This is a genomic window from Mycobacterium sp. 134, assembly GCF_048282715.1.
GTDB lineage: Bacteria > Actinomycetota > Actinomycetes > Mycobacteriales > Mycobacteriaceae > Mycobacterium > Mycobacterium septicum.
This window is the reverse complement of sequence record NZ_JBLVUN010000008.1, coordinates 135739-161909: the sequence shown is the minus strand read 5'-3', so window position 1 is coordinate 161909 and position 26171 is coordinate 135739. Positions and strand designations below refer to the sequence as shown.

At 67.5% G+C, this 26171-nt stretch carries 25 protein-coding genes and 1 pseudogene; 10 read left to right on the top strand and 16 right to left on the bottom strand.

Annotated elements, in window-relative coordinates; genetic code table 11:
• Positions 1 to 37 precede the first annotated feature (37 nt).
• Complete coding sequence (locus ACNQVK_RS05625) at positions 38 to 688, top strand: winged helix-turn-helix transcriptional regulator (RefSeq protein WP_418028741.1); 651 nt, start codon at positions 38 to 40, stop codon at positions 686 to 688.
• Here the strand turns inward: ACNQVK_RS05625 and ACNQVK_RS05620 are convergent.
• The 3 genes from ACNQVK_RS05620 to ACNQVK_RS05610 form a co-directional block, all read right to left on the bottom strand.
• Complete coding sequence (locus ACNQVK_RS05620; RefSeq protein WP_418028740.1) at positions 685 to 1584, bottom strand: DMT family transporter; 900 nt, start codon at positions 1582 to 1584, stop codon at positions 685 to 687. The genes ACNQVK_RS05625 and ACNQVK_RS05620 overlap by 4 nt on opposite strands.
• Before the next feature lie 115 nt (positions 1585 to 1699).
• A complete protein-coding gene (locus tag ACNQVK_RS05615) occupies positions 1700 to 1987 on the bottom strand; it encodes a hypothetical protein (RefSeq protein ID WP_273734125.1) in 288 nt (95 codons plus the stop codon).
• A gap of 118 nt (positions 1988 to 2105) precedes the next feature.
• Positions 2106 to 2798 carry a histidine phosphatase family protein gene (locus tag ACNQVK_RS05610; protein ID WP_418028739.1) on the bottom strand — a complete coding sequence of 231 codons (693 nt, stop codon included), beginning with the start codon at positions 2796 to 2798 and terminating at the stop codon, positions 2106 to 2108.
• Between the two features lie 29 nt (positions 2799 to 2827).
• On the opposite strand from ACNQVK_RS05610, the gene ACNQVK_RS05605 reads away from it, so the two are divergent.
• Complete coding sequence (locus ACNQVK_RS05605; RefSeq protein ID WP_418028738.1) at positions 2828 to 3487, top strand: O-methyltransferase; 660 nt, start codon at positions 2828 to 2830, stop codon at positions 3485 to 3487.
• Between the two features lie 27 nt (positions 3488 to 3514).
• On the top strand, positions 3515 to 4333 hold the full coding sequence (locus ACNQVK_RS05600) for a DUF2127 domain-containing protein (protein ID WP_418028737.1): 819 nt from the start codon (positions 3515 to 3517) through the stop codon (positions 4331 to 4333).
• On the opposite strand, the gene ACNQVK_RS05595 is transcribed toward ACNQVK_RS05600, so the two are convergent.
• Positions 4242 to 5108, bottom strand: coding sequence for an AraC family transcriptional regulator (locus tag ACNQVK_RS05595; protein ID WP_418028736.1), 867 nt, complete (start codon positions 5106 to 5108; stop codon positions 4242 to 4244). The genes ACNQVK_RS05600 and ACNQVK_RS05595 overlap by 92 nt on opposite strands.
• Before the next feature lie 24 nt (positions 5109 to 5132).
• Here ACNQVK_RS05595 and ACNQVK_RS05590 point away from each other — a divergent pair, with 24 nt between their 5' ends.
• On the top strand, positions 5133 to 6395 hold the full coding sequence (locus tag ACNQVK_RS05590; RefSeq protein ID WP_418028735.1) for an amidohydrolase family protein: 1263 nt from the start codon (positions 5133 to 5135) through the stop codon (positions 6393 to 6395).
• A gap of 4 nt (positions 6396 to 6399) precedes the next feature.
• Here the strand turns inward: ACNQVK_RS05590 and ACNQVK_RS05585 are convergent, their stop codons facing one another.
• Both ACNQVK_RS05585 and ACNQVK_RS05580 read right to left on the bottom strand, forming a co-directional pair.
• A complete protein-coding gene (locus tag ACNQVK_RS05585; RefSeq protein WP_418028734.1) occupies positions 6400 to 6903 on the bottom strand; it encodes a hypothetical protein in 504 nt (167 codons plus the stop codon).
• Positions 6900 to 8108: a cytochrome P450 gene (locus ACNQVK_RS05580; protein WP_418028733.1), complete on the bottom strand. Its 1209-nt coding sequence runs from the start codon at positions 8106 to 8108 to the stop codon at positions 6900 to 6902. Before ACNQVK_RS05580 ends, ACNQVK_RS05585 begins: the two co-directional genes overlap by 4 nt.
• 231 nt (positions 8109 to 8339) lie before the next feature.
• Here ACNQVK_RS05580 and ACNQVK_RS05575 point away from each other — a divergent pair, with 231 nt between their 5' ends.
• Positions 8340 to 9311 (top strand): IS481 family transposase, encoded by a 972-nt coding sequence (locus ACNQVK_RS05575; protein ID WP_043988055.1) that lies wholly within the window; start codon positions 8340 to 8342, stop codon positions 9309 to 9311.
• Here the strand turns inward: ACNQVK_RS05575 and ACNQVK_RS05570 are convergent.
• The 3 genes and pseudogenes from ACNQVK_RS05570 to ACNQVK_RS05560 all read right to left on the bottom strand — a co-directional run bounded on the left by ACNQVK_RS05570 (position 9308) and on the right by ACNQVK_RS05560 (position 14364).
• Complete coding sequence (locus tag ACNQVK_RS05570; RefSeq protein WP_418028732.1) at positions 9308 to 11044, bottom strand: ABC transporter ATP-binding protein; 1737 nt, start codon at positions 11042 to 11044, stop codon at positions 9308 to 9310. The genes ACNQVK_RS05575 and ACNQVK_RS05570 overlap by 4 nt on opposite strands.
• Positions 11041 to 13645 (bottom strand): annotated as a pseudogene (locus ACNQVK_RS05565) (ABC transporter ATP-binding protein/permease). Before ACNQVK_RS05565 ends, ACNQVK_RS05570 begins: the two are co-directional and overlap by 4 nt.
• Positions 13645 to 14364 carry a TetR/AcrR family transcriptional regulator gene (locus tag ACNQVK_RS05560; RefSeq protein ID WP_418028731.1) on the bottom strand — a complete coding sequence of 240 codons (720 nt, stop codon included), beginning with the start codon at positions 14362 to 14364 and terminating at the stop codon, positions 13645 to 13647. Before ACNQVK_RS05560 ends, ACNQVK_RS05565 begins: the two are co-directional and overlap by 1 nt.
• 102 nt (positions 14365 to 14466) lie before the next feature.
• Here ACNQVK_RS05560 and ACNQVK_RS05555 point away from each other — a divergent pair, with 102 nt between their 5' ends.
• Entirely contained in the window at positions 14467 to 15096 is a 630-nt protein-coding gene (locus ACNQVK_RS05555; RefSeq protein WP_418028730.1) for a TetR/AcrR family transcriptional regulator, read from the top strand.
• Positions 15080 to 15754 (top strand): enoyl-CoA hydratase-related protein, encoded by a 675-nt coding sequence (locus ACNQVK_RS05550; RefSeq protein WP_418028729.1) that lies wholly within the window; start codon positions 15080 to 15082, stop codon positions 15752 to 15754. Before ACNQVK_RS05555 ends, ACNQVK_RS05550 begins: the two co-directional genes overlap by 17 nt.
• On the opposite strand, the gene ACNQVK_RS05545 is transcribed toward ACNQVK_RS05550, so the two are convergent.
• Both ACNQVK_RS05545 and ACNQVK_RS05540 read right to left on the bottom strand, forming a co-directional pair.
• Entirely contained in the window at positions 15751 to 16653 is a 903-nt protein-coding gene (locus ACNQVK_RS05545; RefSeq protein ID WP_418028728.1) for an SDR family NAD(P)-dependent oxidoreductase, read from the bottom strand. The two genes, ACNQVK_RS05550 and ACNQVK_RS05545, sit on opposite strands and share 4 nt — an antisense overlap.
• Entirely contained in the window at positions 16650 to 17354 is a 705-nt protein-coding gene (locus tag ACNQVK_RS05540) for a TetR/AcrR family transcriptional regulator (RefSeq protein ID WP_418033977.1), read from the bottom strand. Before ACNQVK_RS05540 ends, ACNQVK_RS05545 begins: the two co-directional genes overlap by 4 nt.
• 53 nt (positions 17355 to 17407) lie before the next feature.
• Between ACNQVK_RS05540 and ACNQVK_RS05535 the strand changes: the two genes are divergently transcribed.
• Genes ACNQVK_RS05535 through ACNQVK_RS05525 form a run of 3 tightly spaced genes read left to right on the top strand, consistent with a single transcriptional unit; the run spans position 17408 to position 20930 of the window.
• Entirely contained in the window at positions 17408 to 18484 is a 1077-nt protein-coding gene (locus ACNQVK_RS05535) for a VOC family protein (protein ID WP_418028727.1), read from the top strand.
• Positions 18481 to 19419, top strand: coding sequence for a fumarylacetoacetate hydrolase family protein (locus ACNQVK_RS05530; protein WP_418028726.1), 939 nt, complete (start codon positions 18481 to 18483; stop codon positions 19417 to 19419). Before ACNQVK_RS05535 ends, ACNQVK_RS05530 begins: the two co-directional genes overlap by 4 nt.
• Positions 19416 to 20930 carry a bifunctional 3-(3-hydroxy-phenyl)propionate/3-hydroxycinnamic acid hydroxylase gene (locus tag ACNQVK_RS05525; RefSeq protein ID WP_418028725.1) on the top strand — a complete coding sequence of 505 codons (1515 nt, stop codon included), beginning with the start codon at positions 19416 to 19418 and terminating at the stop codon, positions 20928 to 20930. Before ACNQVK_RS05530 ends, ACNQVK_RS05525 begins: the two co-directional genes overlap by 4 nt.
• Here the strand turns inward: ACNQVK_RS05525 and ACNQVK_RS05520 are convergent.
• The 5 genes from ACNQVK_RS05520 to ACNQVK_RS05500 form a co-directional block, all read right to left on the bottom strand.
• Positions 20881 to 21159, bottom strand: a complete 279-nt coding sequence (locus tag ACNQVK_RS05520) for a hypothetical protein (protein WP_418028724.1) — start codon at positions 21157 to 21159, stop codon at positions 20881 to 20883. The genes ACNQVK_RS05525 and ACNQVK_RS05520 overlap by 50 nt on opposite strands.
• A 44-nt stretch (positions 21160 to 21203) precedes the next feature.
• Complete coding sequence (locus tag ACNQVK_RS05515; RefSeq protein ID WP_418028723.1) at positions 21204 to 21626, bottom strand: Zn-ribbon domain-containing OB-fold protein; 423 nt, start codon at positions 21624 to 21626, stop codon at positions 21204 to 21206.
• A 5-nt stretch (positions 21627 to 21631) separates the two neighbouring features.
• The gene (locus ACNQVK_RS05510; protein WP_418033976.1) at positions 21632 to 22783 is read right to left on the bottom strand and encodes a thiolase family protein; all 1152 of its coding nucleotides are present in this window, start codon (positions 22781 to 22783) and stop codon (positions 21632 to 21634) included.
• 79 nt (positions 22784 to 22862) lie between these two features.
• Positions 22863 to 25121, bottom strand: coding sequence for an acyl-CoA dehydrogenase family protein (locus ACNQVK_RS05505; RefSeq protein ID WP_418028722.1), 2259 nt, complete (start codon positions 25119 to 25121; stop codon positions 22863 to 22865).
• The gene (locus ACNQVK_RS05500; protein ID WP_273734105.1) at positions 25118 to 26125 is read right to left on the bottom strand and encodes an NAD-dependent epimerase/dehydratase family protein; all 1008 of its coding nucleotides are present in this window, start codon (positions 26123 to 26125) and stop codon (positions 25118 to 25120) included. Before ACNQVK_RS05500 ends, ACNQVK_RS05505 begins: the two co-directional genes overlap by 4 nt.
• Positions 26126 to 26171 lie beyond the last annotated feature (46 nt).

Genomic DNA, 26171 nt, shown 5'->3' with positions numbered 1-26171 from the left:
TTGCGGCGATGTAGTGCACTTTATAAAATCAACCACGATGGATGAAGTCAAGCGTATTGCCCCACGCTCTTACGGCCAGTTCTGCGCCCTGGCACGGGCGCTCGACGTCGTCGGAGACCGCTGGAACCTGTTGATCGTGCGAGAACTGCTACCCGGTCCCCTGCGATACAGCGAACTGAAAGGCTCGCTCGGCGGAATCGCCACGAACCTGCTCACGGAGCGGTTGAGGAGCCTGGAAGGCAGCGGGATCCTTGAGCGCCGACTTGCCGAATCAGGGGTCGTCTACACCCTCACGCGTTGGGGTTCCGAATTACGCGAACCGATGGAAGCGCTGGGCCGGTGGGGTGCGCCGCTCCTGGCGTCAGGCCGTGGCGACGATGTCTTCCACCCGCGCTGGCTCGTCCTCGCGATCCCCGCGCTCCTGCAGGGCGCGACGGCGGATCCGCCGGTCTCCGTCGGCCTCGAGGTCGACGGGTACCTCATCGATCTCCGCATCGATCAAACCGGTCCTCACGCCACCGCCGACCTCGATCCGCGACCGAGCACGGTCTTGAGCGCATCGCCGGACACCGTGGTCGCCCTCGCCGCCGGCGCGATCACGGTCGACCAGGCGATCGACGCGGGTCACCTGGAAGGTGACGAAAAGGACCTGCGCAGGGCGTTCGGGCGAAACCCGCCGAAAACCTAGCGATCGGCCGCCTTGATCTCCAGTTCGGCCTCGAGCTTCTCCTCGTAGGCGCCCTCGTCACGGCCCAGTGCGATGGTGGCTGCGGCCATGGCGCCGATCGCCACGGACAGGGCCACCGGTTCCCAACCGGTGATCGACAGGTGCTCACCCAATACGACAGAGCCGAGCACCACCGCCACCACGGGCTCGAGTACCAGCATGGTGGGCACCGAGGTCTGCAACGATCCGGCGTGAAACGCCGACTGCTGCAGCAGCGTCGCGACGACCCCGAGCGTCACCACCAGATACAGGGCGGGCGTGGTCAGCACGGCGAGGACACCGTCCACGGCGATCGTGTGCATCACGATCTTGGTCAGCACCGCGACCACCCCGAACATCACGCCCACCGCAAGCGCCAGCAGCACCGCGCGACGCCAGTTCGTGCTCCGGGTGGCGGCCAGGACGCACAGTCCGACCGCCGCCGCGCACACCACGACGACGGTGACCGTGGTGGCCACCGACACCCCATAGGTTCCGGTGCTGGCCCTGGCCAGCGCGACGAACACGGTCAGCGCCCCGGTCAGCAGCAGGGCCCAGAGCCATTCGGCACGACTGACCCGGCGGTGGGCCAGCCGGGCGCTGAGCGGAAGCGCGAACAACAACGCCGATACGAGCACCGGTTGGACGAGCAGCAGCGAGCCGAATCCGAGCGCCAGCGCCTGGAACGCGTACCCGGCCACCGCGGACGCGGTTCCCGCCCACCACAACCTGCGGCGCAGCAGTGTGCGCAGCATGACTGTGCTGACACCCTTCTCGGGCGGAACGTCCATGGTGGCGCGCTGTCGCACCACGATGCCGACAGCCGCGAAGACCGCTGCGCACAGGGCGAACAGCACCGCAAGACTGTTGCCGAGCAAGCCTCGTCAACCCCTTTCGGGCCAGTGTGTCGGCCCCCTCTAGAGGGGAGAAGGCCAGTGCCCTCCAACCGTAGAGCGCTGACGGTTGGCGCGCCGCTCGGGGTTGTACCGGGATCTAGACAACCTGCAGATGCCGCTTCGGGGGCTCGTCGGTGGATCCTGCGGGGTCGGCCGGCGGCTCGGGGGCGATCTTGTCGTTGACGTTGGCGACTGCCAGGTCGACGCGGTTCACCGCGTTGTCGCACAGGTCGCGGACCCGGCCGCTGGCAGTCTCGACCTCGTCGGCGGCACTGCGCAGGTAGGCCCTGAGGTTGACCCGGAGCCGCTCGCCGGCCCTGCGTGCCCGCAGCCGCACTCGGTCGTCGACCTCGACGGTCACGTATGGCAACAACCGAAACCTCATAGCCCCGCTCCCATCTGCGATTGCCTTGGCACACAGTATCCGCGCCCGGCCGCGGTTCGAGCCAGACGTGACGGGCACCGCATTTCGGCAGTCTATGACCGGCAGGTCACATCGGCAGCTAGCTTCCGGCCCCGTCCCAGTCGGTCAGGGTCCAGCCGTCTGTCGGATTGCCCTTGATGACGACATAGCCGGTGTTGTCCAGCGGGTGTTGCATGAGCAGTTGGGGATTGGGATTGCCGATGTTCATCTGGACCCACAACATGATCGCGGCGCCGTGCGAGTACGCGACGGGTTTGTCGTCGCCGCTGTCGTAGATCTGCTGCACCGCCCCGTCGAACCGGGCGTCGAACTCGTTGCCGTCGATCGAACCGGGTATCCGCGCACTCCGGTCGCCGCGCAACCACTGCTCCGGCGCCGCGAAGTACGTCTGGACCGCGCTCGCCTCGGGTTGGCCCTCGTAGACGCCTGCCTCGACCTCATGGAGCCCGGGCAGCACGGTGATCGGCTCGCGCAGGGTGTCCGCCATGGGCTGGGCGGTCTGTTGGGTCCGGACCATGGTCGAGGCGAAGATGCCGTCGTAGTGGTGGGGCGCGAGCCGCTGCGCGCTGGCGACGGCCTGCGTCCGGCCCAGGTCCGTGAGCGACGGGCCCGGGGTCGAGCTGTCGATCAGTCCCGAGGCGTTGCCCGCCGACTGTGCGTGCCGGACGAAGGTCAGCGTGATGGAGCGGTAACCGCCCGCGGCCGCCGGCGGCGCCGGCAGGGTCGCGACGACGAGCGCAATCGCCGCGCCCAGGATTTGTAGCCGACCCATTCTCAGCCTCTCCGCGTAGTTTCATTAGCATGACTACCCTTAACGATGACAGGGTCGCACGGGCCCTGGACCGCATGTACACCGCGTCCGCGGAACAGTTCTCGAAAATGCGTGAGGACGGCGCCCGCCGGTTCGCCGACCTCTCCAATGCCAGCGCGCAGGAGCGTGCCGATGCGCTCAGCGACATCTACATGCCGGTGACCCCAGAGGCCGGCCGCCTGTTGTACTCGCTGGTGCGGGCCACCAAGCCTGCGGTCGTGGTCGAGTTCGGGATGTCGTTCGGGCTCTCGGCACTGCACCTGGCATCTGCCGTACGCGACAACGGTTCTGGGCGGGTTTTCACCACCGAGCTCAGCACCGCCAAGATCGCGGCGGCCAAGCAGACGTTCGCCGAGACCGGCCTCGACGACGTCATCACCGTGCTCGAGGGCGATGCGCTGGAGACACTGAAGTCGGTGAGCGGCGACATCGGGTTCGTCCTCCTCGACGGTTGGAAGGAGCTCTATCTCCCCGTGCTGCAGCTCCTGGAGCCTCAGCTGACCACCGGCGCCCTGGTGGTCGCCGACAACACGTCGATGGCCGACACCCAGCCTTACCTGGATCGGGTCCGGGATCCGTCGAACGGATATGTCAGCGTCAACTTCCTCGCGCGCGACAGCGACAGCATGGAGCTCAGCTGCCGGGCCTAGCGCACCGCGCACCGTTACGGTGCTGGCATGGTGGATTTCGCCCTGCGGTCATGCGGGTTGCGCGGGCACGCGACGTTCGCCCCCGACGAACCCGAGCTACGCGACCGGCTGCGGGTGGACACCCCGGTCGGGGAGGCATGGCGCTGCCTGCGGTGCGAGACGTTCGTCGTCGGCCCGCCGCGCGGTCACGGGCCTGCCGACACCGCACCGGAGATCCCTCGTGGGCGGCTGCTGCGCGACCGCACCCTGATGCGGCTGCTGGCCGCCGAGCGGGCCGTGCGCGGAATCGTCCTCGTCCTGCTGGCCGCGGGCATCCTCAAGGTCCGTGCGTCCCGCAGTGAGCTGCAGGACGCATTCGAGAAGGACATTCCGCTGATGCGTCCGCTGGCCGATCAAATCGGCTGGAACATCGACGATTCCAAGATCATCCGGCACATCGGTGAGGCCTTCACGTTGTCGCCGACCACCCTGCTGTGGATCGCCGTCGGGGTGGCCGCCTACGCCCTGATCGAGTTCGTCGAGGCCGCCGGCCTGTGGATGATGAAGCGCTGGGGCGAGTACTTCGCGGTGGTCGCCACCGGCGTCTTCCTGCCGCTGGAGATCTACGAGCTGACCGAGAAGGTGACCGTCCTGCGGCTCGGTGCGCTGGCGATCAACCTCGCCGCGGTGATCTGGTTGCTCTGGAGCAAAAGGCTTTTCGGGATCAACGGCGGCGGCGTGGCCTACCGCGCCGAGCATCACACCGAGAGCCTGCTCAGCGTCGAGCGGGCCGGGTTGGCCGCTCCAGGTGCTCCTCACGGGCGCGAGACCGATACGCCGACGGAGTCTCACCGCAGAACTGGCTGAAGCACCGGGTGAACGAGCTGAGGTTCTCGAATCCCACGGCCGTCGCAGTCGCCTGCACCGACTGATCCGGCCCGGCCAGCAATGCCATCGCCCGCAGCATCCGGGCATGCAGAAGGTATGTCCGCCACGAGATTCCGATCGTCTCGGTGAACAAGCGGCGCAGCGTCCGTTCGGACACGGCCACGGCCCGGCTGACGTCCTCGGCCGTCACCGAGGCGAGGTGTTCCTTGGTGTGGGCCAGCGCGGCGGCCACGATCGGGTGCTCGGTGGTCGGCAGGCTCAGCGGCGCCTCGTGATCGAGCGCGTCGGCGACGAGGTTGGCCAAGGTCCGGAAGAACGTGTCGGACGTGTCGTCGCCGTGGGCACGGTCGACCGGCCAGCGCAACCCGTAGATCATCATCTCGCGGATCAGCGGCGACACCGCGATGATCCTGGCCCGGTCCCCCGGATCGGCGATCAACTGCGGATCGAACATCACGGCGACGGTTTTGACGTCGGGGTTCATCACCGCCTGGTGTTGCAGGCCGGCCGGAATCCAGGCGGCCTGCTGTGGCGGCAGCAGATAGTGCGCGGCGTCGGTCTCGACCTCGACCACGCCGTGCAGCGCGTACTCGATCTGGTGCACCTCGTGGGAGTGCCAACCGGTGATCAGCCCGTCACCTTCGTAGAGGTAGCTGCCGGCCAGTGCACGACCGCCACGGCGCAGCTCGATAACCGGCCGGGACAGGTTGGCCGATTGAGTCAAACCTCTGTCCGAAAGTGCAGAGACGGTCACACTGCTAGACGGTACTACTGAACTATGCGCCCTGACGACCTGATCCTGATCAGCATCGACGACCACGTCGTCGAGCCGCCCGACATGTTCCTCAACCACGTGCCGGCCAAGTACAAGCCCGAGGCGCCCATCGTGGTGACCGACGACAAGGGCGTAGACCAATGGATGTATCAGGGACGCCCGCAGGGCGTGTCCGGGCTGAACGCCGTGGTGTCGTGGCCGGCCGAGGAGTGGGGACGTGACCCGGCCGGGTTCGCCGAGATGCGCCCGGGCGTGTACGACGTGCACGAGCGGGTCCGCGACATGGACCGCAACGGCATCCTGGCCTCGATGTGCTTCCCGACCTTCACCGGGTTCTCCGCACGCCACCTCAACATGCACCGCGAAGAGGCGACGCTGGTCATGGTGTCGGCCTACAACGACTGGCACATCGACGAGTGGGCCGGGTCGTACCCGGGCCGGTTCGTCCCGATCGCGATCCTGCCGACGTGGAACCCCGAGGCCATGTGCCACGAGATCCGCCGGGTCGCCGCCAAGGGCTGCCGGGCAGTCACCATGCCCGAACTGCCACACCTCGAAGGACTTCCGAGCTACTTCGACGAGGACTACTGGGGCCCGGTGTGGCGGACCCTGTCCGAGGAGAACGTGGTGATGTGCCTGCACATCGGCACGGGCTTCGGCGCGATCTCGATGGCCAAGGACGCCCCGATCGACAACCTGATCATCCTGGCCACCCAGGTCTCGGCCATGTGCGCCCAGGACCTGCTGTGGGGCCCGGCGATGCGCAACTACCCCGACCTCAAGTTCGCCTTCTCCGAGGGCGGAATCGGTTGGATCCCCTTCTATCTCGATCGCAGCGACCGCCACTACACCAACCAGAAGTGGCTGCGCCGCGACTTCGGCGACAAGCTTCCCAGCGATGTGTTCCGCGAGCACTCGCTGGCCTGCTACGTGACCGACAAGACCTCGCTGAAGCTGCGTCACGAGATCGGCATCGACAACATCGCCTGGGAGTGCGACTACCCACACAGCGACTGCTTCTGGCCCGATGCGCCCGAGCAGGTGCTGGCCGAGCTGAATGCCGCGGGCGCGAGCGATTCCGACATCAACAAGATCACCTGGCAGAACTCGGCCCGGTTCTTCAGCTGGGATCCGTTCAAGCACACCGCGCGTGATCAGGCCACCGTCGGCGCGCTGCGCGCCAACGCGACCGATGTCGACACCTCGATCCGTCCGCGCGCGGAGTGGGCCCGTCTCTACGAGCAGAAGCAGCTCAGCAAGGCCTGACCCGTCAGGCGCGGAGAGGTACGCCGCCGCCCTGTGCGTTCACCGATGTGAAGGCCTCGGCGGCGGACACCTCGTCGGCAGAGATGCAGGCAGCGGTGACGGCCAGGGTTTTGAAGGCCCGTGCGGCCGCGCTCAGGCTGTGCCCGAACAGATGGGCCGGATCCGGCGATTCTCCCCAGACCAGGGCCTCCACGTACCCGGACGGAAGCTGTTGGCCGTCACCGGAAATCGCGCGCGCATACGCGTCGGCACCCATGACAAGTACACACTGTTCCTCGTCCGGGAGCCCCGGCGATGTCGCCGCGTCGACGAGCTCGGCGCCGAGGATCTGGACCGGGCGAGTGTCCCCGGGCGCGTCGGCGTTCTCGAGGAGCTGCACGCTGACCCGCCAACCGCTCATCATCCGGTCGACGATCAGTCCCCCGGCGTTGACGGCCAGTTCCGCGGCATCGCGGGCCATCACGTGCATGCGGTATCCCACGGCGCCGCAGCTCTTCTCGCCTCTCATCGCAGCACCCGCACCGGCACATGCGCCCACCCGGCGACGTTCTGCATGCTCACCCGTTCGCACCGGTCCCAGGCCACCTCGTAGCGGGGCATGAAGTCGAGGAGCCGGTCCAGGGCGATGCCGCATTCCAACCTGGCCAGCGCCGCGCCGAGGCAGCTGTGGATCCCGTATCCGAATCCGAGGTTCTGGGCTTCGGTGCGGTCCCTGTCGATGTCGAACGTGTCGGGGTCCGTCCACGCGTCGGGGTCACGGTTCGCCGAGCCGCCGACCAGGAACACCGGCTTGCCCTCGGGAATCGTCACGCCGTGCAGGTGAATCTCCCGCTGCGAGCGACGCACGTTGTACTGGGCCGGGGCCTCGTAGCGAAGCAGTTCCTCGATCGCGGCCGGGATCTTGCCGCGGTCCTCGCGCAGGCGCTGCCATTGTTCGGGGTGGCGGCCGAACATCACCACGGCCGCGCCGACCAGCTTGGTCACCGTCTCCGCTCCGGCACCGCCGAGAAGGGTGGCGAATCCGGCGATTTCAGAATTGCGCAGGCTGGTCAGCTCGCCGTCCTCACGCACGATCTCGGCGGAGATCAACCTGCTGATCATGTCGTCACGCGGCTCGGCGCGGCGCTGTTTGATCAGGTCGTAGTACATCAGCCAGGTCTGGGCCATCGCCTCGACGCCGGCCTCGGAAACCTCGATCTGACCCGGCTCGCGGTGCAGTTGCTCGTCGATCCACAGCCGCACCTGCTGGCGTAGCTCCGCGGGGACCCCGAGCATCGCGGTGATGACCTCGACGGGGAAGAACGCCGAGAAGTCGGCGACCACATCGAATTCCTGTGGATCGACGCCCGCGAGATAGCGGTCGATCTGCTGCGACACCATGTCCTGCAGGGCACTGATGGCCCTCGGTGTGAACACCTTGTTGACCAGGCTGCGCATGTGCCGGTGCTCGGGCGGATCCATCGAGATGATCATCTTCGCCGGGACCTTCTGCCCGGTCCGCACCATGGCGAGGTCGACCCCGTACGCCGACGAGTACGTCTCGAAGTCCTTGAACGCGAGGGACACATCGGCATGTCTGGTCAGCGCATAGAAGTCGTACTCGGCGCTGTAATAGACCGGCGCTTCCTCCCGCATGCGCCGATACGTCTCGTACGGACCGTTGAAGAAGTCCGCCGAAAACGGGTCGAACACCACCTGCGACGTCGTCAACATGACCTCCGGCCGGATAGGCAACCTGCCCCGATGTCACTCTGGGACGCCCAACTGTAATGGTTACAGTAGGTTCAGTTCAACTATCCGATCGGCTAGCACGCGGTTCGCGTCGCAGCGCCCTAGTTGTAACTCCCAGACAGGTTGTGAACGGCGTGGTGAGCGGAAGTAGGTGAGGACCTCCGGTATCGGTGTGGTTACCAAATACGCACATCCGATTACCGAGAGGTCCTCATGGTCCACGCTAATGCTTCGTTGACTCCTCGTGGGCGGTTGCGGCTTGCGCAGGCGGTTGTTGATCAGGGCTGGAGTTTGCGGCGCGCGGCTGAGCGGTTCCAATGTTCGGTGGCCACAGCCAAGAAATGGGCCGACCGTTATCGCGACGGTGGCGAAGCAGCGATGGTAGACCGGCCCAGCCGGCCGCATCGCAGTCCGTTGCGGTTGCCGAAACGACGTGAGCGGCGCATCGTCAACCTGCGCTTCACCCGGCGCTGGGGCCCACATCGCATCGCCGCTTACCTGCACCTGCCACGCTCGACCGTTGAGGCGGTGCTGCGCCGCTACCGGATGCCATTGCTGCGGCACCTGGACCAAAACACCGGGTTACCGGTACGCCGGCCCAAACCCCGCCGCTATGAGCACCCGGCTCCCGGCGACTTGGTCCATGTCGACGTCAAGAAACTGGGCCGCATCCCCGACGGGGGCGGCCATCGCAAGCTGGGTCGCCAAGCCGGCCGGCGCAACCGCTGCGGCATGGGATACACGTTCTTGCACCACGCCGTTGATGACCACTCCCGGCTGGCCTACTCCGAGGACCTCACCGACGAACGCAAAGAAACCGCCGCGGGATTCTGGAAACGCGCCAACGCGTTCTTCGCCGACCACGGCATCACCGTCAAACGAGTGTTGACCGACAATGGATCCTGTTACCGGTCAAAGAATTTCGCTGAAGCGCTCGGCCCCGACATCACCCACAAGAGGACCCGGCCCTACCGGCCACAGACCAACGGCAAAGTCGAGCGATTCAACCGCACCCTGACCACCGAATGGGCCTATGCGCAGACCTACCGCTCTGAGGCCGAACGCGCCGGAACCTACCAGCACTGGCTGCATCACTACAATCACCACCGACCCCACACCGGCATCGGCGGAATGACACCAATCGAGCGCCTACGCGTTCACAACCTACCCGTGAAGAACACCTAGTGCGTGATCTGCCAGTCCGCGGCCTCGCGCTGCTGGTTCCAGAACTCATCAAAGCGTCCATGCGCGGCCAGCAGTTCGTCGATGCTGCCGTCCTCGACGATCCGTCCGCCGTCGAGGAACAGCACCCGGTCCGCGTGCCGGATACTTGCCAGCCGGTGCGCGACGATCACCCGGGTCCGCGACCGCTCATCGGCGGTCAGGGCATCGACCACCGCCGCCTCGTTCTCGGTGTCCAGGGCACTGGTCGCCTCGTCCACCAGCAGCACGGGCGCCGGCTTGACCAGGGCGCGCGCGATACTGACCCGCTGCCGCTCGCCGCCGGACAGTGCCGTGCCGGCCTCACCCACCTTGGTGCCGTCCCCGTCGGGCAACCGCCCGGTCAACTCGTCCACGCGAGCCAGCCGCGCCGCGGTGGCGAGTTGCTCGGCATCGGCATCCGGATCGCCGACCAGGATGTTGTCCCGGATCGTCCCGTCGAACAGGTAGGGATGCTGGAAGACCACACTCGTTGCCGCCCTGCGCGTTTCGGTGTCCATCTGGACCGTGTCGACGCCGTCGATCAACACCCGCCCGGCGCTCGGTTGGTGCAGCCCCGCGATGAGCGACAGGATGGTGCTCTTGCCCGAGCCAGACGGCCCGACGATGGCGGTGGTGCCGCCGGGCTCCAGGACGAAGCTGACGTCCTGCAGCACCGGGGTGTTGCCGTAACCGAAAGTGACACCGTCGAATTCGATCCGGGGCGCGCTGTCCCCGGTCAACGTGGCCGTTCCGGTGACCATCACCGGGGCGTCCAGCACCGCGCGGATCCGGTCGAGTGTGGCCCGGGTGGATTCGATCGCCGGGGCCAGCTCCGACAGTGACGTGAACGGCTCGAGATAGCGCGCGGCGACGACGATCATCGCGATCGCCTCGGGTACACCGAGGGTGCCGCGCACCGTCAGGAAGGTGGCCATCCCGGCCAGGATCAGCAGGGCCAGCTGGCTGGCCAGGCTGAACAGCAGCTGCCCCGGCACCTGCATCAGCAGCAGTCGCATACTGGCACCGTGCTGCGCGGCCAACGCGTCGCCGACCATGCTGCGGGCCGGCTCGACCCGTCGGGCCGCGCGCAGCGCCTGCTGGGTGCGGGCGAACTCGATGATGCGTTCGGTGAACGCCCGGTTGGTCTCGTCGGCCACCCCGTCTGCCTTGCGGCTCAGCCGGCCCGAGGCCCAGAACGCCCCGAGCAGAATCACCACGCCGGCCAGCGCGGCCAACCCGAGCGGGACCGAGATGACCAGCAGGGCAAGCGCGATGGCCGCGGGCAGCAGAATCGCGCCGATCAGCGGGGTCAGCAGGTTGACCACCATGCCGACCAGTTCGGGTCCGGTGGCGGCGATGGCCTGGCGGGCATTGGCGGTGTTCGCGCCGCCGTCGCCACCCAGCCAGTCCATCCGGATGCCGGGCAGCCGGTCGGCCACGTCGTGCTGGGTGTGGTCGAGCAGCGCGAAGCCGAGATCGAATCCGAGCCGCGAGGTCGCGGTGTCGACGATCCAGCCGATGACGGTCGCGGCGGTCAGCCAGCCGAGCCACGGCAGCGCGTCGCGCGGCGCGTCGCTGAACAACGCTGCCACGAGGGGAATCAGCAGCACCGTGCCTGCCGCACGGATCACCACGGACACCAGTGTGAGTGCGGTGTAGATGCCGACCTTGCCGCGGCGGTTGGCCGGGATGAGGGCGATCAGGGTGCGGATCATCGTGCGGCCTCTCCTGCCGTGACGGCGTCGCCGGGGTGCAGCGACTGCCCGGTCTGCCAGAGCTGGTGGTATCTCCCGCCTGCGGCCAGCAGTTCGTCATGCGTGCCGGTTTCGGCGATGTGTCCGTCGTCGAGCACCACGATCTGGTCGGCGTGGGTGATGGTGTGCAGCCGGTGGGCGATCACCAGTACGGTCCGGTCCTTGGTCAGCCGGTTGAGTGCCTGCTGCACAAGGTATTCCGATTCCGGATCGGCGAAGGCCGTGGCCTCGTCCAGGATCAGTACCGGGGTGTCGGCCAGGATGGCCCTGGCGATGGTGAGCCGTTGCCGTTCACCGCCGGACAACGCCGAAGCCGCACCGAGCACCGTCTGATACCCCTCGGGCAGCCGCAGTATGCGTTCGTGGATCTGGGCATCACGCGCGGCCTGTTCGATCCGTGCGGGGTCGGCCTCCGGGTCGGCCAGCGCGATGTTCTCGGCGACGGTCCCGGCCACGAGCTGGGTTTCCTGCAGCACGAAGCCGATGCGGCGATACAACTCGTCGGCGGACAACGACCGGATGTCCTTGCCGTCCAGCCGGATCGATCCCGAGTCGACGTCGTGGAAGCGGGCGAGCAACGCGGCGAGCGTGGACTTTCCCGATCCCGATGGGCCGACCAGCGCGGTCACGGTGCCCGGGCGCAAGGTCAGCGACACGTCCTTGATCACCGGGACACTCGGCCGGTAGCCGAAGGTCACCCCGTCGAACAGCACCGCACCCGGAGCGCCCGGTTCGTCCTCGTTCTCCAGCAGGGCGAGGTCCGCCTCGTCGAGGGCGTTCTGGATGCGCCGGGCGGCCAGCATGCCGCCGCGGATTCCGCCCAGCCCGTAGCCCACGCCCAGCAGCCGCACCCCGAATGTGGTGCCCAGCAACAGGAACGGCAGCAGGTCGACCGGATCCATCGAGCCGCCGATGATCATCGGGGTGCCGACGGCGGCGATCAGCCACAGGAAGGTGCCGGGCCGGGTGACCAGGTCCATCAGCGACTTCTTGCCGGTGAAGGGACGCTGCCAGCCGACCAGGAAGCCGATGTACTCGTCGAGGCGGCGACGGAAGCTCGACGATGCGGCACCGCCGAACACCCGGACGACGGGCTGGCCTTCGAGGTAGGCGCCGGCCTCGCCGCTCATCCGGTCGGCCCAGCGTTGCGCCTGACCGATCTTGGCACCGGACTGGATGGTCATCACCGACATCAACACCACGTAGGTGAGCACCGGGATGAACAGGACCAGGGCCAGCCGCCAGTCGACGGTGAACAGGTAGACCAGCACCGCCACCGGGGCCACCACCGCGGCAACGGCATCCGGGATCGCGTGCGTCACCAGATAATGCAGCGACAAGGTGTCGTCCTGCACGAGTTGCTTGATCGAGCCCGACCCACGTGCGGTGAACCAGCCCAGCGGCAGCCGCGACATCTTGGTCAGCAGCCGGGTCCGCAGCTCACGGGCGAACTGCGCGTCGAGGCGATGCAGCCACAGGGTGCAGCCCGGCGCCCAGCAGTGCGCCGAGGCCCAGCAGCCAGACCGCGGTCAATCCCAGTGTCCACAACCGGGATTCCTCGGCACCGGCCAACAGCAGCCGCGCCAGCTCGACCAGGAGCACGAACGGGGCGAGCTGGATCAGGGTGATGATCGCCTGCAGCACACCTGACACGATCAGCGGGGTTTTCAGCGGGGACAACAACCGTCCGGCACCCTGTGCCCGCCAGGTGCCGCGTGCGGGCGTAGCCGCGGCCGCCGCGGAAACAGGTTCGGCGACAGCGGTTTCGGCCGCGGCAGATTCGGGCTTGGCCTCTGCCTTGGCTTCCGGATTTTCCTCGGTGCGATCGGTGCCCATCGCCCGGCCCTCGGTCCAGTAAGCCTGGGCGTGCAGCTCGGACTTGGGAAAGCCGAACTCATCCTTCAACCGCGTACGCAGATGCTTCAGCGAGCCGGCTTCCGGCGTCACCCAGCAGTACCAGTCCGACCAGTCCCGGGCTTCGATCGCGGCGGCCAGCGATGTCGTGTCGCGACGCTCGACCCAGTGCACCCGCAGCCGCGGGTGCTCGGCGATGGGGATCAGCAGGTCATTCTCGTCGTGCTGCTCGAGATAGACCTCGATCGGAATGTCCTGTGGCAGCGCGCCGATGATCCCGTTCACCGCCGGTATGGCCGCCGCGTCACCGATCAGCAGATAGCCGGCGGGCAGGTCGTCGGGCACGGTGAATCCCGGCGAACCCAGGGCCATCACGGGGATGGTGTCGCCCGGCTTGGCGGTCCTGGCCCACTTGGACGCCGGCCCCGACGGTTCGTGCAGCACCACGTCAACCGAGAAATGCCCGGTCTCGGGTTCCATCTCGGACATGGTGTAGCCCCGCTGGAACTCGGTCTTCGAGCCGTCTGGGTCGGGAACCCAGAACCTCAGATAGGACGTCGGTTCGGCGACGGCGTCGTCGAACACCGTCGGTGACACCATGCGCAATCGCAGCATGTTCGGCGTCAGGTAGGTGGTCTCCACCACCGTTGCCTGGTGATCGCGCGCGCCGAAGCCGCGCATCATCACTCCCTGAAATCCGCGTGCCATCAGAGGTCCCCTCCCCTGGCGGTCAGATCCGCCACGATGTCGGTAATCGGCCTACCGGGCGTCACGAACGTCAGTAGCCCCCGGATCAGCCCGTTCATCAGAAGTTCCAGATACTGCGGGCTGCTCAGTTGCATTCCCGCGGTGTGCACCGGCCCCAGCGCGACGTCACCGGCCAGGCGTTGAGCGGCGGCATCGCGCTCAAGGACGAATTCGTCGCCGCCGCTGGCCTCGGCCTTGAGCTCGTGCTGGGCCGCCAGTCCGATGGCCAGCACCGCCACCGAACTGCTCAGCAGCGCCGCGCCCTCGGCGGTGTAGCCCCGCCTGCCCAGCGCGGCGACCTCGTCGGCCAGCAGCTTGGCGCCGGCTTCCCCACGCGGGAACAGCACCTGCATGTAGGTGGCCAGGCCTGGATTGTTCAGGGTGTAGCGGTGCAGGCAGACCCCGAAGGCCAGCAGGTGGTCTTCGACGGATCCGGCCGGATCGTCGACGAACTCGAGCTCGGCCAGCAGACTCTCTCCGACGAGGCGTTCGAGCTCCCAGCGCCCGCTGATGTGGCGGTACAGTGCGGTCGCCGACACCCCGAGACGAGCGGCCACGGCGTTGATGCTCAGGTCGCGCATGCCGAGGTCGCGTCCCGCGGCGACGATGTCGGACACCGCGATGAGCGGCGGGCGCCCACCGACGCGCGCCACGCGCGTGGGGACACCGGATCCGGCCACGACCACCTCCACAGGAAAGTTACCCCCACAAACTAAGGGTCACCTTAGTGCGCGTCAACCGCTTCGTGGATAACAGAGCATTTGCTCTGTTACTGTGACGAGGTGCCACGCCCTCGCGTCTACGACCCCGACACGGTCCTCGATGCCGCGGAATCCCTGGCCGTGCACTCAGGACCGGCATCGGTGACCATCCGGGCCATCAGCGAGGCGGTCGGTCTGTCCAACGGCGCGCTGTACCACTCGTTCGGTTCACGGGCCGGCCTCCTGGGTCAGGTTTGGCTCCGCGCCGGGCGGCGGTTCCTGGCCCTGCAGCGTGAACTGGTCGAGGCGGCGCAACAGGGTGCCGACCGGATCGCCGCGGCGGCCTACGCCCCGGTGATCTTCGCCGAGCGCCACCCGGCCTCGGCACGGCTGCTGCTACAGGTCCGGCGTGAGCAGGTGCTCGGCCACGATCTGCCCACCGATCTGGCCGAGCAGGCACGCGAGCTGGAAAAGCAGTTGGTGGACTTGATGATCGAACTCGCGGTGGCTGCGTGGGACCGGCGCGACCGGGCGGCCGTGGACACCGTGACGACGTGCATCGTGGACCTGCCCACGGCCGTCCTGCTGCAGCGCAACCGCCTGCACGACCCGACCGCCCGCCACCATCTCAGTGCCGCCGTGGCGGCGGTGCTGGCGGTGGGACCCGCCCCCAACCCCCGAAAGAAGGAATCCCATGGCCACAAACCTTGACTACGACGGCGACATCGCCATCCTCGACCTCGGCGATGATGAGAACCGGTTCTCCCCCGAATTCCTCGACGAGGTCGACGTACAGCTCGACGCCATCCTGGCCAAGGGGGCACACGGCCTCGTGACCACAGCCGACAGCAAGTTCTACTCCAACGGCCTCGACCTCGATTGGCTTGGCGCCCACAGCGATCAGGGCGATTGGTATGTCGGCCGGGTCCAGGGCCTGTTGGCGCGGATGCTGACACTGCCGATCCCGACAGCCGCCGCCGTGGTCGGACACGCCTTCGGGGCCGGCGCGATGCTCGCCATCGCCCACGACTTCCGGGTGATGCGTGACGACCGCGGCTTCTTCTGTTTCCCCGAGGTCGACATCCGGATCCCGTTCACCCCGGGAATGGCCGCGCTGATCCAGGCCAAGCTCACCCCGCAGGCGGCGGTCGCGTCCATGACCACCGGCCGCCGGTTCGGCGGCGTCGATGCCAAGGCCTACGGGCTGGTCGATGCCACCGCGCCCGAGGGCTCGGTGACCACGGCGGCCACCGATCTGCTGCGCCCGTTGGGCGGCAAGGACTCCGGCACCCTGGGCGCGATCAAGCAGGGCATGTTCGGCCCCGCCGTCGGAGCCCTGACGGCCGGCCGATCGGGGACAGCCGGCTAGACCGGAATGGCGGTGCCTGTCTCCCGCTCGGCGAATTCGACGACGCCTGCGGCGATTTCGTAGTCGCAGGCCATCGCGGAGCGACCGATCAGTACCGGACCCCCGCGCAGGCCGAACTTGCCGTCGACGCCGACGTAGCTTCCGGGCGGGATCGGCTCGCTCAGGCAGTACAGCGTCGGCGCGGCCCCGGCGTCGATGTCGTTGGCGAACACGTCGGCCACCGCCTTCACACCGCGCTGCACCGCACTCATGAACGGTTTGTCGGAGACGTTCGGCAGGTTGGAGGCCACCCAGCCCGGGTGCGTGAGTTGGGTGACCACCGGCGATCTGGCGGCCCGTAGGCGGCGGTCGAGCTCCAGGCCCCACAACATGACGGCCAGCTTCGACCGGCCGTAGGCACCCATCACCGTCCATTTGTGGTGACGCAGGTGCATGTCGTCCAGCCGCAACGTCGCCGACTTGTGCGCTTCCGAGCCGACGTTGACGATCTGCGTCCGGATCCGGCCGAACAGCAGATTGGTCAACGCGAACGGCCCGAGAAGGTTTGTGCCGATGGTCATCTCGAAACCGTCGACGGTGTCGGTGCGGTGCTCGGTGAGCGCACCGGCGTTGTTGATCAGGATGTCGACGTCACCGTCGAGGCGGCCGGGAAAGGCCCGCACCGAGGACAGGTCGGCGAGGTCGAGTTCGATCACTTCGGTGGATCCGCCGATCTCCGCCGAGCGTTGCGCGCCCAGAGCGGTGTTGCGGACCGCGAGGATCACGTGCGCACCGGCGCGCGCCAGTGCCCTGGCCGTACCGAGGCCGACCCCGTTGGTCGCCCCGGTCACGATGACGCGGGTGCCGGTGAGATCGCCGAGACGGCCGGGCGTCCACCTGAGGTTTCCTTGAGTCGTCACACCGCCGACAGTAGCGACGCATCGAGGTCGGGCAGCGGCCTGCGGCAGATCTCGGTCGCCTCCGCGGCGGCCATGCCGAGCATGCGCAGCACATCCTCGGTGACCTTGTCGGCGGCCGCGGCGTCGTCGCGGTCGGGTTGATCGCGCAGCAGCCGGCCCAGACCCATCAGCGCGCCCGCCGCCACGGCCAGGGCCAGATCGGGGTCGTCCACCGCGAACCGCCCGGCACGCGCGCCGGCCTCGATGTCGCGCCGGGCCCTCGGCGCCAGGCCCCGATCGGATGCCAGCAACTGCAGCCCGTTGGCGAGCATGATCTGGCTTTCCTGCGGACGCCGGCGGAACAGCCGCCCGGTGAGCCGGAAACTGCTGGCGAACACTTCGGCCGGGTCGTCGAGATCCTCGGTGAGCCGGTCCATCAGGGCGCCGTGGGCATCGAGCACCTCGGCGACGGCGGCGTCGAACAGCTGCTCCTTGCTGTCGAAATGGTTGTAGAACGAGCCCATTCCGACATCGGCGGCCTGGGTGATCTCCAGCACCGGTGCGTTCAGCTTCCCGGCCGCGATGAACGACTGCGCGGCACCGATCAACGCCGCCCGGGTGCGTTGCTTGCGCCGCTCGAGCCGGCTCGGTTGCTCGGGGCCACTCACAGTCACCCAGGCTAACAGGCCGCATTCAGTTCTGATGATTTCGTCAGAAATTATTGACTGATGGTTACGTCGCATGTGACGATTTCGTCAGCTGAAGGGAGAATGCGATGGAGGAGCACCCCGGCCGGGCCTCCAACCCGGTGATCAAAGTCCACGACCTCGCCTGGCTGGAATTCGAGAAGCCCGATCTGGACAGGGCCGAAGTCTTCGCCCGGGCCTTCGGTTTCGGCGTCGCCGCACGCACATCCGCCGAACTGCAATTGCGGGGCACCGACCCGGGTTCGCCCTGCGTACTTGCCCGGCCGGGTGCCCGCTCGCGCTTCACCGCCGTGGCGTTCACCGCGGCCGACGAACGCGACGTGCACACGCTGGCACAGCACACGGGCGCTCCGGTCCAGCCGCTGCCCGATTCGCTCGGCGGCATCGCCGTCGAGTTGGCCGATCCGACCGGCCTGCCGGTGCGTGTGGTCAGCGGAACCCACCAACTCGCGCGATCTGAGCACCAGGAACCGCTGCCGCTGAACTTCGGTCACGACGCCCCGCGCATCAATTCCACCCAGCGCCCACCGCGGGCGCCGGCCAAAGTGCAGCGCCTCGGACATCTGGTCCTGCAGAGCACCCGCTACCGCGAGACTCTCGACTGGTATCTGCAACACCTCGGGCTGATCGTCAGCGATTTCCTGTTCTTCCCCGGACAGCGCGAACGCGGCCCGACGATGAGCTTCATCCGTTGTGACCGCGGCAGGACGCCGACCGACCATCACACCCTGGCGCTCGCCCTCGGACCCGCAAACCGCTACGTGCACTCGGCCTTTCAGGTGTGCGACCTCGATGCGCTGGCCGCGGGCGGTGAGCATCTTCAGGACCGCGGCTACCAGCGGTCATGGGGTATCGGCCGCCACATCCAGGGTAGTCAGCTGTTCGACTACTGGCGGGATCCGGACGGATTCCTCGTCGAGCACTTCACCGACGGCGACATGTTCGACTGCACGACCGCGCCCGAATGGACCCCCTTCACCGCGTCCGGGCTGGCCCAGTGGGGTCCTCCGGTCACCCGGGACTTCCTCGGCATCGGCCCCAGATCGATCCCCGGCGAGGCCCGTTCGATGCTCGCCGCCCTGCGTTCCGACAACGAGTTCGACCTCGACCGCCTGCTCGGCCTGATGAAAGTTGCCCAGTCATGACACTTTCCGTCCTCCGCACCACCGAATCATGGTGGCTGCACACATCTTCCGGTGCGGCCAGGATCGCCACGACGGCCACCACCACAGCCGGGCTGCTGGCCGACCGCGACGCGGTACGCGCGGCGGCAGCCAGCACCGAGACCGTACCGGTGGACTCGTTGGACCTGGTGTCCCCGATCACCAGGCCCTGCCGGGTGGTGGCCCAGATGACCAATTACGCCTCACACGTCCGGGACTCCGGGATGGACCCGGACAACGTCCCGCTGACGTTCTTTCGCAAGTCGTCGGCCTCGATCACCGGCCCGCACGGCGACATCGTCAAGCCGCCTCACGTCCGCCTGCTCGACTACGAAGTCGAGATCGGGCTGGTGATCGGGCGTGAGATCCCGGCCGGCACTGCCGTTTCCCCAGACCGTCTCGCGGACTACATCGCAGGCCTGGTTGTCACCAACGACGTGTCAGCCCGCGATGTCCAGTTGCCGCAGACGCAGTTCTACGAAGCCAAGTCCTACCCGAGCTTCACCCCGGCCGGACCCGCGCTCGTCCTGCTCGACAGCGACGAGCTTGCCCGGTTCGGCGAGCTGAGACTGCGGCTTCGGGTCAATGGCGAAGTCCGTCAGAACATGCTGGTCGATGGCGACATGTTGTACCGGCCCGCCCAGGCGTTGCAGTCCCTGGCCCGATTCCAGGACCTGGCCGCCGGTGATCTCATCCTCACCGGCACCCCGGCGGGCACGGCGTTGAGCGCGCCACCCAAGCCTGTCGAGATGATCGGCGCGCTGCTCCCGCCCGCGGTGAAGTGGAAGGCCTTCTTCAAACGCCAAGCCGGCAACCCGCGCTACCTGCACCACGGCGACGTGGTCGAGGCTGCGGTCTCCACCGACGACGGCGCGATCGACCTCGGCTGCCAACGCAACACCGTGCGGTACGAGTGACCTCGGTCGTCATCGTCGGCGCCGGACCGACCGGAGTCGTCGCCGCGACCCTGCTGGCCCGACACCGCGTCGACTGCCTGGTGCTCGATCGCTGGCCAGAGGTGTATCGCCAACCACGTGCCGTACACCTCGACGATGAGATCTACCGCGTCCTGGCCGATCTCGGTGTCGCCGAACGGTTTGCGGCCATCTCCCGGCCCGCGGCCGGTTTGCAGCTGCTCGACGCCGACCTGCGGGTGCTGGCTCGGTTCACCCGCGAGCCCGTCGGCAAGCATGGTTTCCCCCAGGCCAACATGTTCGACCAGCCTCAGCTCGAGGACCTGCTGCGCGCGAATCTGGCGCAGTATCACCAGGTTCGGCTGCGGGGCAACGTCGAGGTCACCGGTTTCACCCGGCTCGCCCAAGGCCGCGTTCAGGTTGCGTTCGTCGACCGCACCACCGCGGCCATCGAACACGTCGACGCCGACTACCTCCTCGGCTGCGACGGCGCCAACAGCGTGATCCGCCGATCTCTCGGGGTGGCGATGACCGACATGCACTTCAAGCAAAGGTGGTTGGTTGCCGACATACGGAGCGCCGTCGACCTCGAGCAGTGGGACGGGGTGCACCAGGTGTGCGACCCGGCCCGCGCCGCGACCTACATGCGAATCGGGAACGACCGCTACCGCTGGGAGTTCCGGCTCCTGCCGAACGAATCGGCTGCGGACTATTCGACGCTCGAGACGCTTCGACCGCTGATAGCGCCGTGGGTGGGTGCCTCCAACGACATCGAGTTGGTACGAGTGGCCGAGTACACGTTCCGGGCGGCGATCGCCGAGCGCTGGCGTGTGGGAAACGTATTCCTGCTCGGGGATGCCGCACATCTCACACCGCCGTTCATCGGCCAGGGCATGGGCGCAGGTGTACGGGATGCGGTGAACCTGTGCTGGAAACTGGCCGCGGTGATCGCCGGTGACCTGCCCGAGCACATCCTGGACAGTTACCAGCGGGAACGAAAGCCGCATGCCCGCGCCCTGATCCGGGTCGCGCTGGCAATGGGTTGGGCGATGACCGCCGGCGGTGGGTTCGGCGACAGCGTGCGCCGCGTGCTGCTGCCCGGAGTCGGCCGCATTCCCGCGCTGCGTCTCCGACTGCTCGACGGAGTCACCCCGGCATTGCGAAGCTCAGCGCTCGTGCACCGATCGTGGCGTCACCGGTCGCTCGCGGGCACGCTGTGCCCCAATACAGTGCAGTCGGAAGGCTTTACGTTCGCCTCCACGACACCGCTGCCCGCCGCTGTCCACGGCGAACTGACCGACCGCGGGACGACCGTCCTCGTGGTCGAACCCAACAGCGATCTGGGCCGATGGTTACGCACCGGACGGGCTACCGCCGCGATCATCCGGCCCGACCGCACCGTGATGCGATCGGGGACGGATGTCGCGGCGCTTGCCCGGTTGGTGCCGTCGTCAGCCGGGTTGGTCAGTTGCCCCAGCCGCGCTGGCCGTCCCAGCCACCGCAGACACCGTTGAGGCAGCCGTGGCCCCAGCCACCCTGGGCCGGGTTCCAGCCGCCACAGCCGTTCCAGCCGGGACCGCTGTCGCAGCCACCGCCACCGCCGGCGTCACCGCCGCCGCTGGGCTGAGCACTGATCGTCGTCGCGGGCGCGTCAGTCATAAGTGCGGCCGTCGGCCCTGCTGCAATCGCCACCGCGGCTCCCGCTACGAACACTGACCCCATGAGTTTTCGTATGGTTAGCATGGCTCCATACTCCTCTCCTGTGAGCCTCCTGCCAAGTGATGTGATCAAGCCCGCGTGTAGCGCAGCATTGTCACACCAGTCCCAGCAAAGGCGTCCGGGTAGTCGCAGAAAACGGGCTTGACCCGCATTCCGACACAGAGTTCGTCGGGTGCGATGTCAACGAGTTCCGTCGAGAACCGCGGACCCTCATCCCATTCCACGATACCCAAAATTTGCGGAACGGCGTCGGCGAAGTGTGGCCCCACGGGGCGGCGGGCCACGGTGAACGAATAGAGCGTGCCCATCCCCGAGATCTCCCGCCATTCGAGGTCATCGGCGAGCGTCCGGGGCGCCAGCACCCTGGGGTAGAACACGTAGGCCTGGGTCGACGGCGAATATTGGATGACGATGCGATGTTGCGCCAACGCATCCCAGAACGGTGCGCTGGTAGGAGTTTTCACCGGCATCGGCCGGGCGAATCCGGTCATCGGTCTCAGTCGCCTTCCAGGATCAGAGTGGTTTGCTCGGACAGGATGCCGCCGTTGCCCGACACGAACGCTCGGTTGCAATCGGCGACCTGGGCGGCGCCGGCGCGGCCCATGATCTGGCGGGTGGCATCGCAAACGTGATGCATGCCGCCGGCCAAACCTGCTTGCCCGAAACCAAGTTGGCCGCCGGCGGTGTTCAGCGGGAAATCGCCGCGGAAAGTGAGGTCATGATCGGAGACGAAGGACATCCCCTTGCCCTTCTCGCAGAACCCGGCGTCCTCCAAGCTGAGCAGCACCGTGATCGTGTAGCAGTCGTAGATCGAGACCACGTCCATCTGATCGCGGGTGAGCCCCGTCATCCCGAACGCGGTATCGGCCGCCTTGCGGATCGGTGTGTCCAACAGATCCTCGGCGTACGTGGGTGTCTTGAAGGGCACGTGCTCTCCAAAACCCTTGACCCACACCGGCCGGTTGCGAGCCCGGGCGGCGACCTCGGCGCTTGCCACGACGACGGCGGCCCCGCCGACGCACGGCATCACGATCTCCAGCATGTGCAGCGGATCGGCGATCACCGGGCTGGCCAGCACATCCTCGACACTCAGCGGAGTGTCTTTCCAGATGGCGCCGTCGGTGTGGTTGGCGTTGACCCGCTGGTCCACCACGATCTTGGCCATCGCCCGCTCGTCGTAGCCGTACTCGTAGGCGTAGCGCTGGGCCACCTGCCCGTACGGGCCGTTCTGGCCGAGGTTGCCGTAGGGAATCTCGAATTCCGCCTGCGGTGAACCGAATTGGTTGCTCGACGACCCGAAGAACACCGCGTCGGTAAGCATCTTCGGCTTCAATTCCGAGCTCGAGGTGATGTAACGGGCAGGTAGGGCGCACAACACCACGTCGCACAGGCCGAGTTCGATGGCGGCGGCAGCCCGCCACACCATGCCCGCCGCACTGGCCCCGCCGAGATCGAGCAACTCGGCGAAGTTAGCTCGTACACCCAGGTATTCGGCCACCGTCGACGGAACGAAGATCTCCGACTCACCCAGGTGCGAGGTGACGATCCCGTCGACCTGCTCGGCCGACAGGCCGGCGTCCTCCAAAGCTGCGGCGGCCAGCAGGGCCCACTGTTCCAGGGTGAACGGTGCCGGCGCCGCCTTGTTCATCTTCTCCGGCGGCAGTTCGACGTAGCCGACGATCGCGGCCTCGCCCTGTAGTCCCCTACGCGATCCCAATGTCGTCTCCTTACTTTCGGGGCAGACCCAGAATCATCTGGGCGATGATGTTGAGCTGGATCTCGGTGGTGCCGCCGCCGATCAGTTCGGCGGGCAGGTCCAGGTACGGCGCCACCACGGCGGGTTGGCTGTCCTGTTCCAGGGCCAGTGGTCCGGTGAGGCCCAGGGTGAGCTCGGCCGCCCGGCGCAACATCACGTTGGTCGCCACCTTGGCGATGCTGGACGCAGGACCCGGGGCCTGCCCGTCGAGCAGCCGCAGGGTCTCCCGCACCCCCAGCGCCTTGAGAGCGTTTGTGTAGGCGTCGATCTCGCCGATGGCGTGCAGCACCGGATCGGGGTCCGGGCTCACCGCGCACGTGAGGAGCAAACTCGGATCAGCGACGAGTTCGCGCAGCGCGCCCATCCGGTCGATGTTGACGTAGCCGCTGATCGCCACCCGCTCGTGAGCCATGGTGCTGATGGCCAACTGCCAGCCCGACGCGGGGTCGCCGAGCACCATCTCGTCGGGAATGAAGACATCGGTGAGGAACACCTCGTTGAACTCGGACCGTCCGCTGGACTGGGTGATCTGCCGGAACTCGACTCCGGGTGACCGCATGTCGAGAATGAAGTAGCCGATGCCGCGGTGTTTGGGAGCGTCCGGATCGGTACGCGCCAGCAGCGCGCCGAAATCGGCTCGATGCGCCAACGAGGTCCAGATCTTGTGTCCGTTGATCTGCCATCCGCCCTCGACGCGCACGGCCCGGGTACTCAGAGACGCCAGGTCGGACCCCGCACCCGGTTCACTGAACAGCTGGCACCAGGACAGCTCGCCGCGCAGCGTGGTGGGCACGAAACGTTCTTGCAGTTCCGGGGATCCGGCCGCCATGACGCTGGGCAGAATCCATTCGGCAATGCCGACCGACGGCCGCACCAGGCCGGATCGCTTGCCGAACTCCTCGTCCACGATGAGCTGCTGGCGCACGGTCGCGTCGGATCCCCACGGCGCGGGCCAGTGCGGGGCGATCAGCCCGGCATCGGCCAGCAGGACGCGCCGCGCCCCGACCGCGAACTCCGGATAGTCGCCTTGTCGTCCGAAACCGTTGTCGGACAAGGTCAGTGCGTGGTCCAGGGCTTCGCCGACCCGGGACCGGAAATCGGCGTCCGACTCGCCGAGGTTTACCGTCATGTCCCGCGTGGCGGTGGCCGACAGTTCACCGAGGTTGCGGGTCCAGCGCGATACCGGGCCGATCGAGGCGGCCAGGCTGGTGGCCCGGCGCCAGTAGAGGTGCAGGTCGTGTTCCCAGGTGAATCCGATCGCTCCGAGCATGGTGAGCGCCTCGAGCACCAGGCCGGGAACCGGCATGACCGCTCTCACCGCGGCAGAGCAGGCAGTCAGCCGGTGCTGGTCGGAGTCCGTCGAGCTGCCGAGGGCGCGCACCGCATCCCAGGCCGCCGCGGTCGCCAACGCACTGTTCACCAGCAGCATCGCCGCCTTGTGCTGCAACGCCTGGAACGTCCCGATCGGCTTGCCGAATTGTTCACGGGTGCGCAGGTGTTCGGTGACGGCGTCCACACACCACTGGGTGATGCCTGCGGCCACCGACGCGGTGAACGCCACGGTCAGCTCGGTGACCAGGTCGGCGTCCAGCCCGGTCAGCACGGCATCGGCCGGCACCGCGTGATCGCGCAGGCGCAGCAGACCCAGATCCGTGGTCAGGTCGGTGCCGCGGCGCGACTCGACCTGACCCTCAGTAGGACTCAATGCCGCCCATCTGAGCGCACCGGTCTCGTCGGCGAAGGGCACCACGACGCGCTGCGCCGAACACATGCCCAGCGTCAGGCCCGTCGAACCGGTGAGACGCCAACCGTCGCCGGCACGGTGGCCCGCGATGTCGGACTGTTCGCGCGGCACCACGACTGCGGTGGCACCCGCGGCGATCTCCTTGAGCAACGTCTCGGCATCGGCGCCCTGCAGCGAGGCCAGTGCGGCCCCGGCGACCGCCGTGGTGAGCAGGGGACCCGGCAGCAGCGCCGATCCCGCGGCCTCCAGCACGCAGGCCATGTCTTCCAGCCCGCCGCCCTGCCCACCCACCGCTTCGCGCAGGTGCACGGCATGAAAACCGTTGTCCACCAGTGCGCTCCACCAGGACGGCAGCCGCCCTGCAGCCAGGTCCTCGAGTCCTGCCCGGGTTGCGTCGATCGGTGCGTGCCGTTCGGCGAACTGCTCGACGGCCTGGCTCAGCTGTTGTTGTTCGGGTGTCAGTGCGATGGAGATGTGGGTGGTCATGCGCGCCGCCTGGATGCGAAGAGACTGGAGGTGAAGAATCGTGCGGCCTCGGCGATGGCCTCGGTCGTCGGCCGCGGCTGCCATCCGAGTTCGCGAACCGCCTTGCCGTGATCCATCGGCGACATCACATGCATCAGTCGCACGGTCAGTGGGCTGAGTTGGTTCTCCTTCTTGCGCAGCCGGGCCAGGGGGTCGACGACCGCACCGGCCGCTGCCAGCAGACGGATCGGGACCCCGCGCCGAGGCGCTTCGACATCGACAGCAGCACAGGCGGTTCGGTAGATCTCCCGGGCGGTCATGAAACGCTCGGACACGATGTAGCGCTCACCGACCCGGCCCCGTTCGCCGGCCAGGATCAACGCCTCGGCGGCATCGGCGATGCCGACGGTCTCTGCAGCCGCCCCGTTGACGTAGAACGGCATCCTGCCGCGCACCGCGGCGGCGACCAGGCCCCCGTGCGGCGTCGGCAGCCAGTCGCCGGGGCCGTAGGTGTTGGACACACACATCGCCACCGCGGGCAGTCCGTGCTCGCGGGCGTACCGCAGCACCATCTGTTCGGCGAGCACCCGGGTGTGCACATAGTCACCGCCCACGTCGAGCCAGTTGTGCGGCAGATCCTCAGTGGCAGGGCCGGATTCGGCGATGCCGATGGTGGCGATCGAGCTGGTGAAGACGAACTTGCTCAGCCCCGCCTCGACGGCGACATCCAGGACTTCTTGCAGCCCTTCGATGTTGGTTCTCCACAGCGGGGCCGGGTCGCTCAGCCACGCCCGGGCGTCGACGACGCAGTAGTACACGACGTCACAGTCGTCCATCGCGGCACGCACGGAATCGGCGTCGAAGATGTCGCCGTAGACCCGCTCCACGTCGAGGTCGTCGATCCCGCGGGTGGAACTGGTGCTGCGGATGAGCACCCGTACGTCCTCGCCACGCTCCACCAGTCGCCTGGCGACATGCGAACCGAGGAATCCGCTGGCCCCGATGACCAATTTTTTTGTTGCCATGCGCCCTTGCGTCCGTCGTTCTCCGGCATTCACGAGACGCTACGTC

Excerpts from the sequence above, each read along its gene's own strand:
- ACNQVK_RS05625 (WP_418028741.1), top strand. The coding sequence starts at position 38 with ATGGATGAAGTCAAGCGTATTGCCCCACGCTCTTACGGCCAGTTCTGC.
- ACNQVK_RS05615 (WP_273734125.1), bottom strand. The coding sequence starts at position 1,987 with ATGAGGTTTCGGTTGTTGCCATACGTGACCGTCGAGGTCGACGACCGA.
- ACNQVK_RS05610 (WP_418028739.1), bottom strand. The coding sequence starts at position 2,798 with ATGGGTCGGCTACAAATCCTGGGCGCGGCGATTGCGCTCGTCGTCGCG.
- ACNQVK_RS05605 (WP_418028738.1), top strand. The coding sequence starts at position 2,828 with ATGACTACCCTTAACGATGACAGGGTCGCACGGGCCCTGGACCGCATG.
- ACNQVK_RS05600 (WP_418028737.1), top strand. The coding sequence starts at position 3,515 with ATGGTGGATTTCGCCCTGCGGTCATGCGGGTTGCGCGGGCACGCGACG.
- ACNQVK_RS05590 (WP_418028735.1), top strand. The coding sequence starts at position 5,133 with ATGCGCCCTGACGACCTGATCCTGATCAGCATCGACGACCACGTCGTC.
- ACNQVK_RS05585 (WP_418028734.1), bottom strand. The coding sequence starts at position 6,903 with ATGAGAGGCGAGAAGAGCTGCGGCGCCGTGGGATACCGCATGCACGTG.
- ACNQVK_RS05580 (WP_418028733.1), bottom strand. The coding sequence starts at position 8,108 with ATGTTGACGACGTCGCAGGTGGTGTTCGACCCGTTTTCGGCGGACTTC.
- ACNQVK_RS05575 (WP_043988055.1), top strand. The coding sequence starts at position 8,340 with ATGGTCCACGCTAATGCTTCGTTGACTCCTCGTGGGCGGTTGCGGCTT.
- ACNQVK_RS05570 (WP_418028732.1), bottom strand. The coding sequence starts at position 11,044 with ATGATCCGCACCCTGATCGCCCTCATCCCGGCCAACCGCCGCGGCAAG.
- ACNQVK_RS05550 (WP_418028729.1), top strand. The coding sequence starts at position 15,080 with ATGGCCACAAACCTTGACTACGACGGCGACATCGCCATCCTCGACCTC.
- ACNQVK_RS05535 (WP_418028727.1), top strand. The coding sequence starts at position 17,408 with ATGGAGGAGCACCCCGGCCGGGCCTCCAACCCGGTGATCAAAGTCCAC.
- ACNQVK_RS05530 (WP_418028726.1), top strand. The coding sequence starts at position 18,481 with ATGACACTTTCCGTCCTCCGCACCACCGAATCATGGTGGCTGCACACA.
- ACNQVK_RS05520 (WP_418028724.1), bottom strand. The coding sequence starts at position 21,159 with ATGCTAACCATACGAAAACTCATGGGGTCAGTGTTCGTAGCGGGAGCC.
- ACNQVK_RS05515 (WP_418028723.1), bottom strand. The coding sequence starts at position 21,626 with ATGACCGGATTCGCCCGGCCGATGCCGGTGAAAACTCCTACCAGCGCA.
- ACNQVK_RS05510 (WP_418033976.1), bottom strand. The coding sequence starts at position 22,783 with ATGAACAAGGCGGCGCCGGCACCGTTCACCCTGGAACAGTGGGCCCTG.
- ACNQVK_RS05505 (WP_418028722.1), bottom strand. The coding sequence starts at position 25,121 with ATGACCACCCACATCTCCATCGCACTGACACCCGAACAACAACAGCTG.
- ACNQVK_RS05500 (WP_273734105.1), bottom strand. The coding sequence starts at position 26,125 with ATGGCAACAAAAAAATTGGTCATCGGGGCCAGCGGATTCCTCGGTTCG.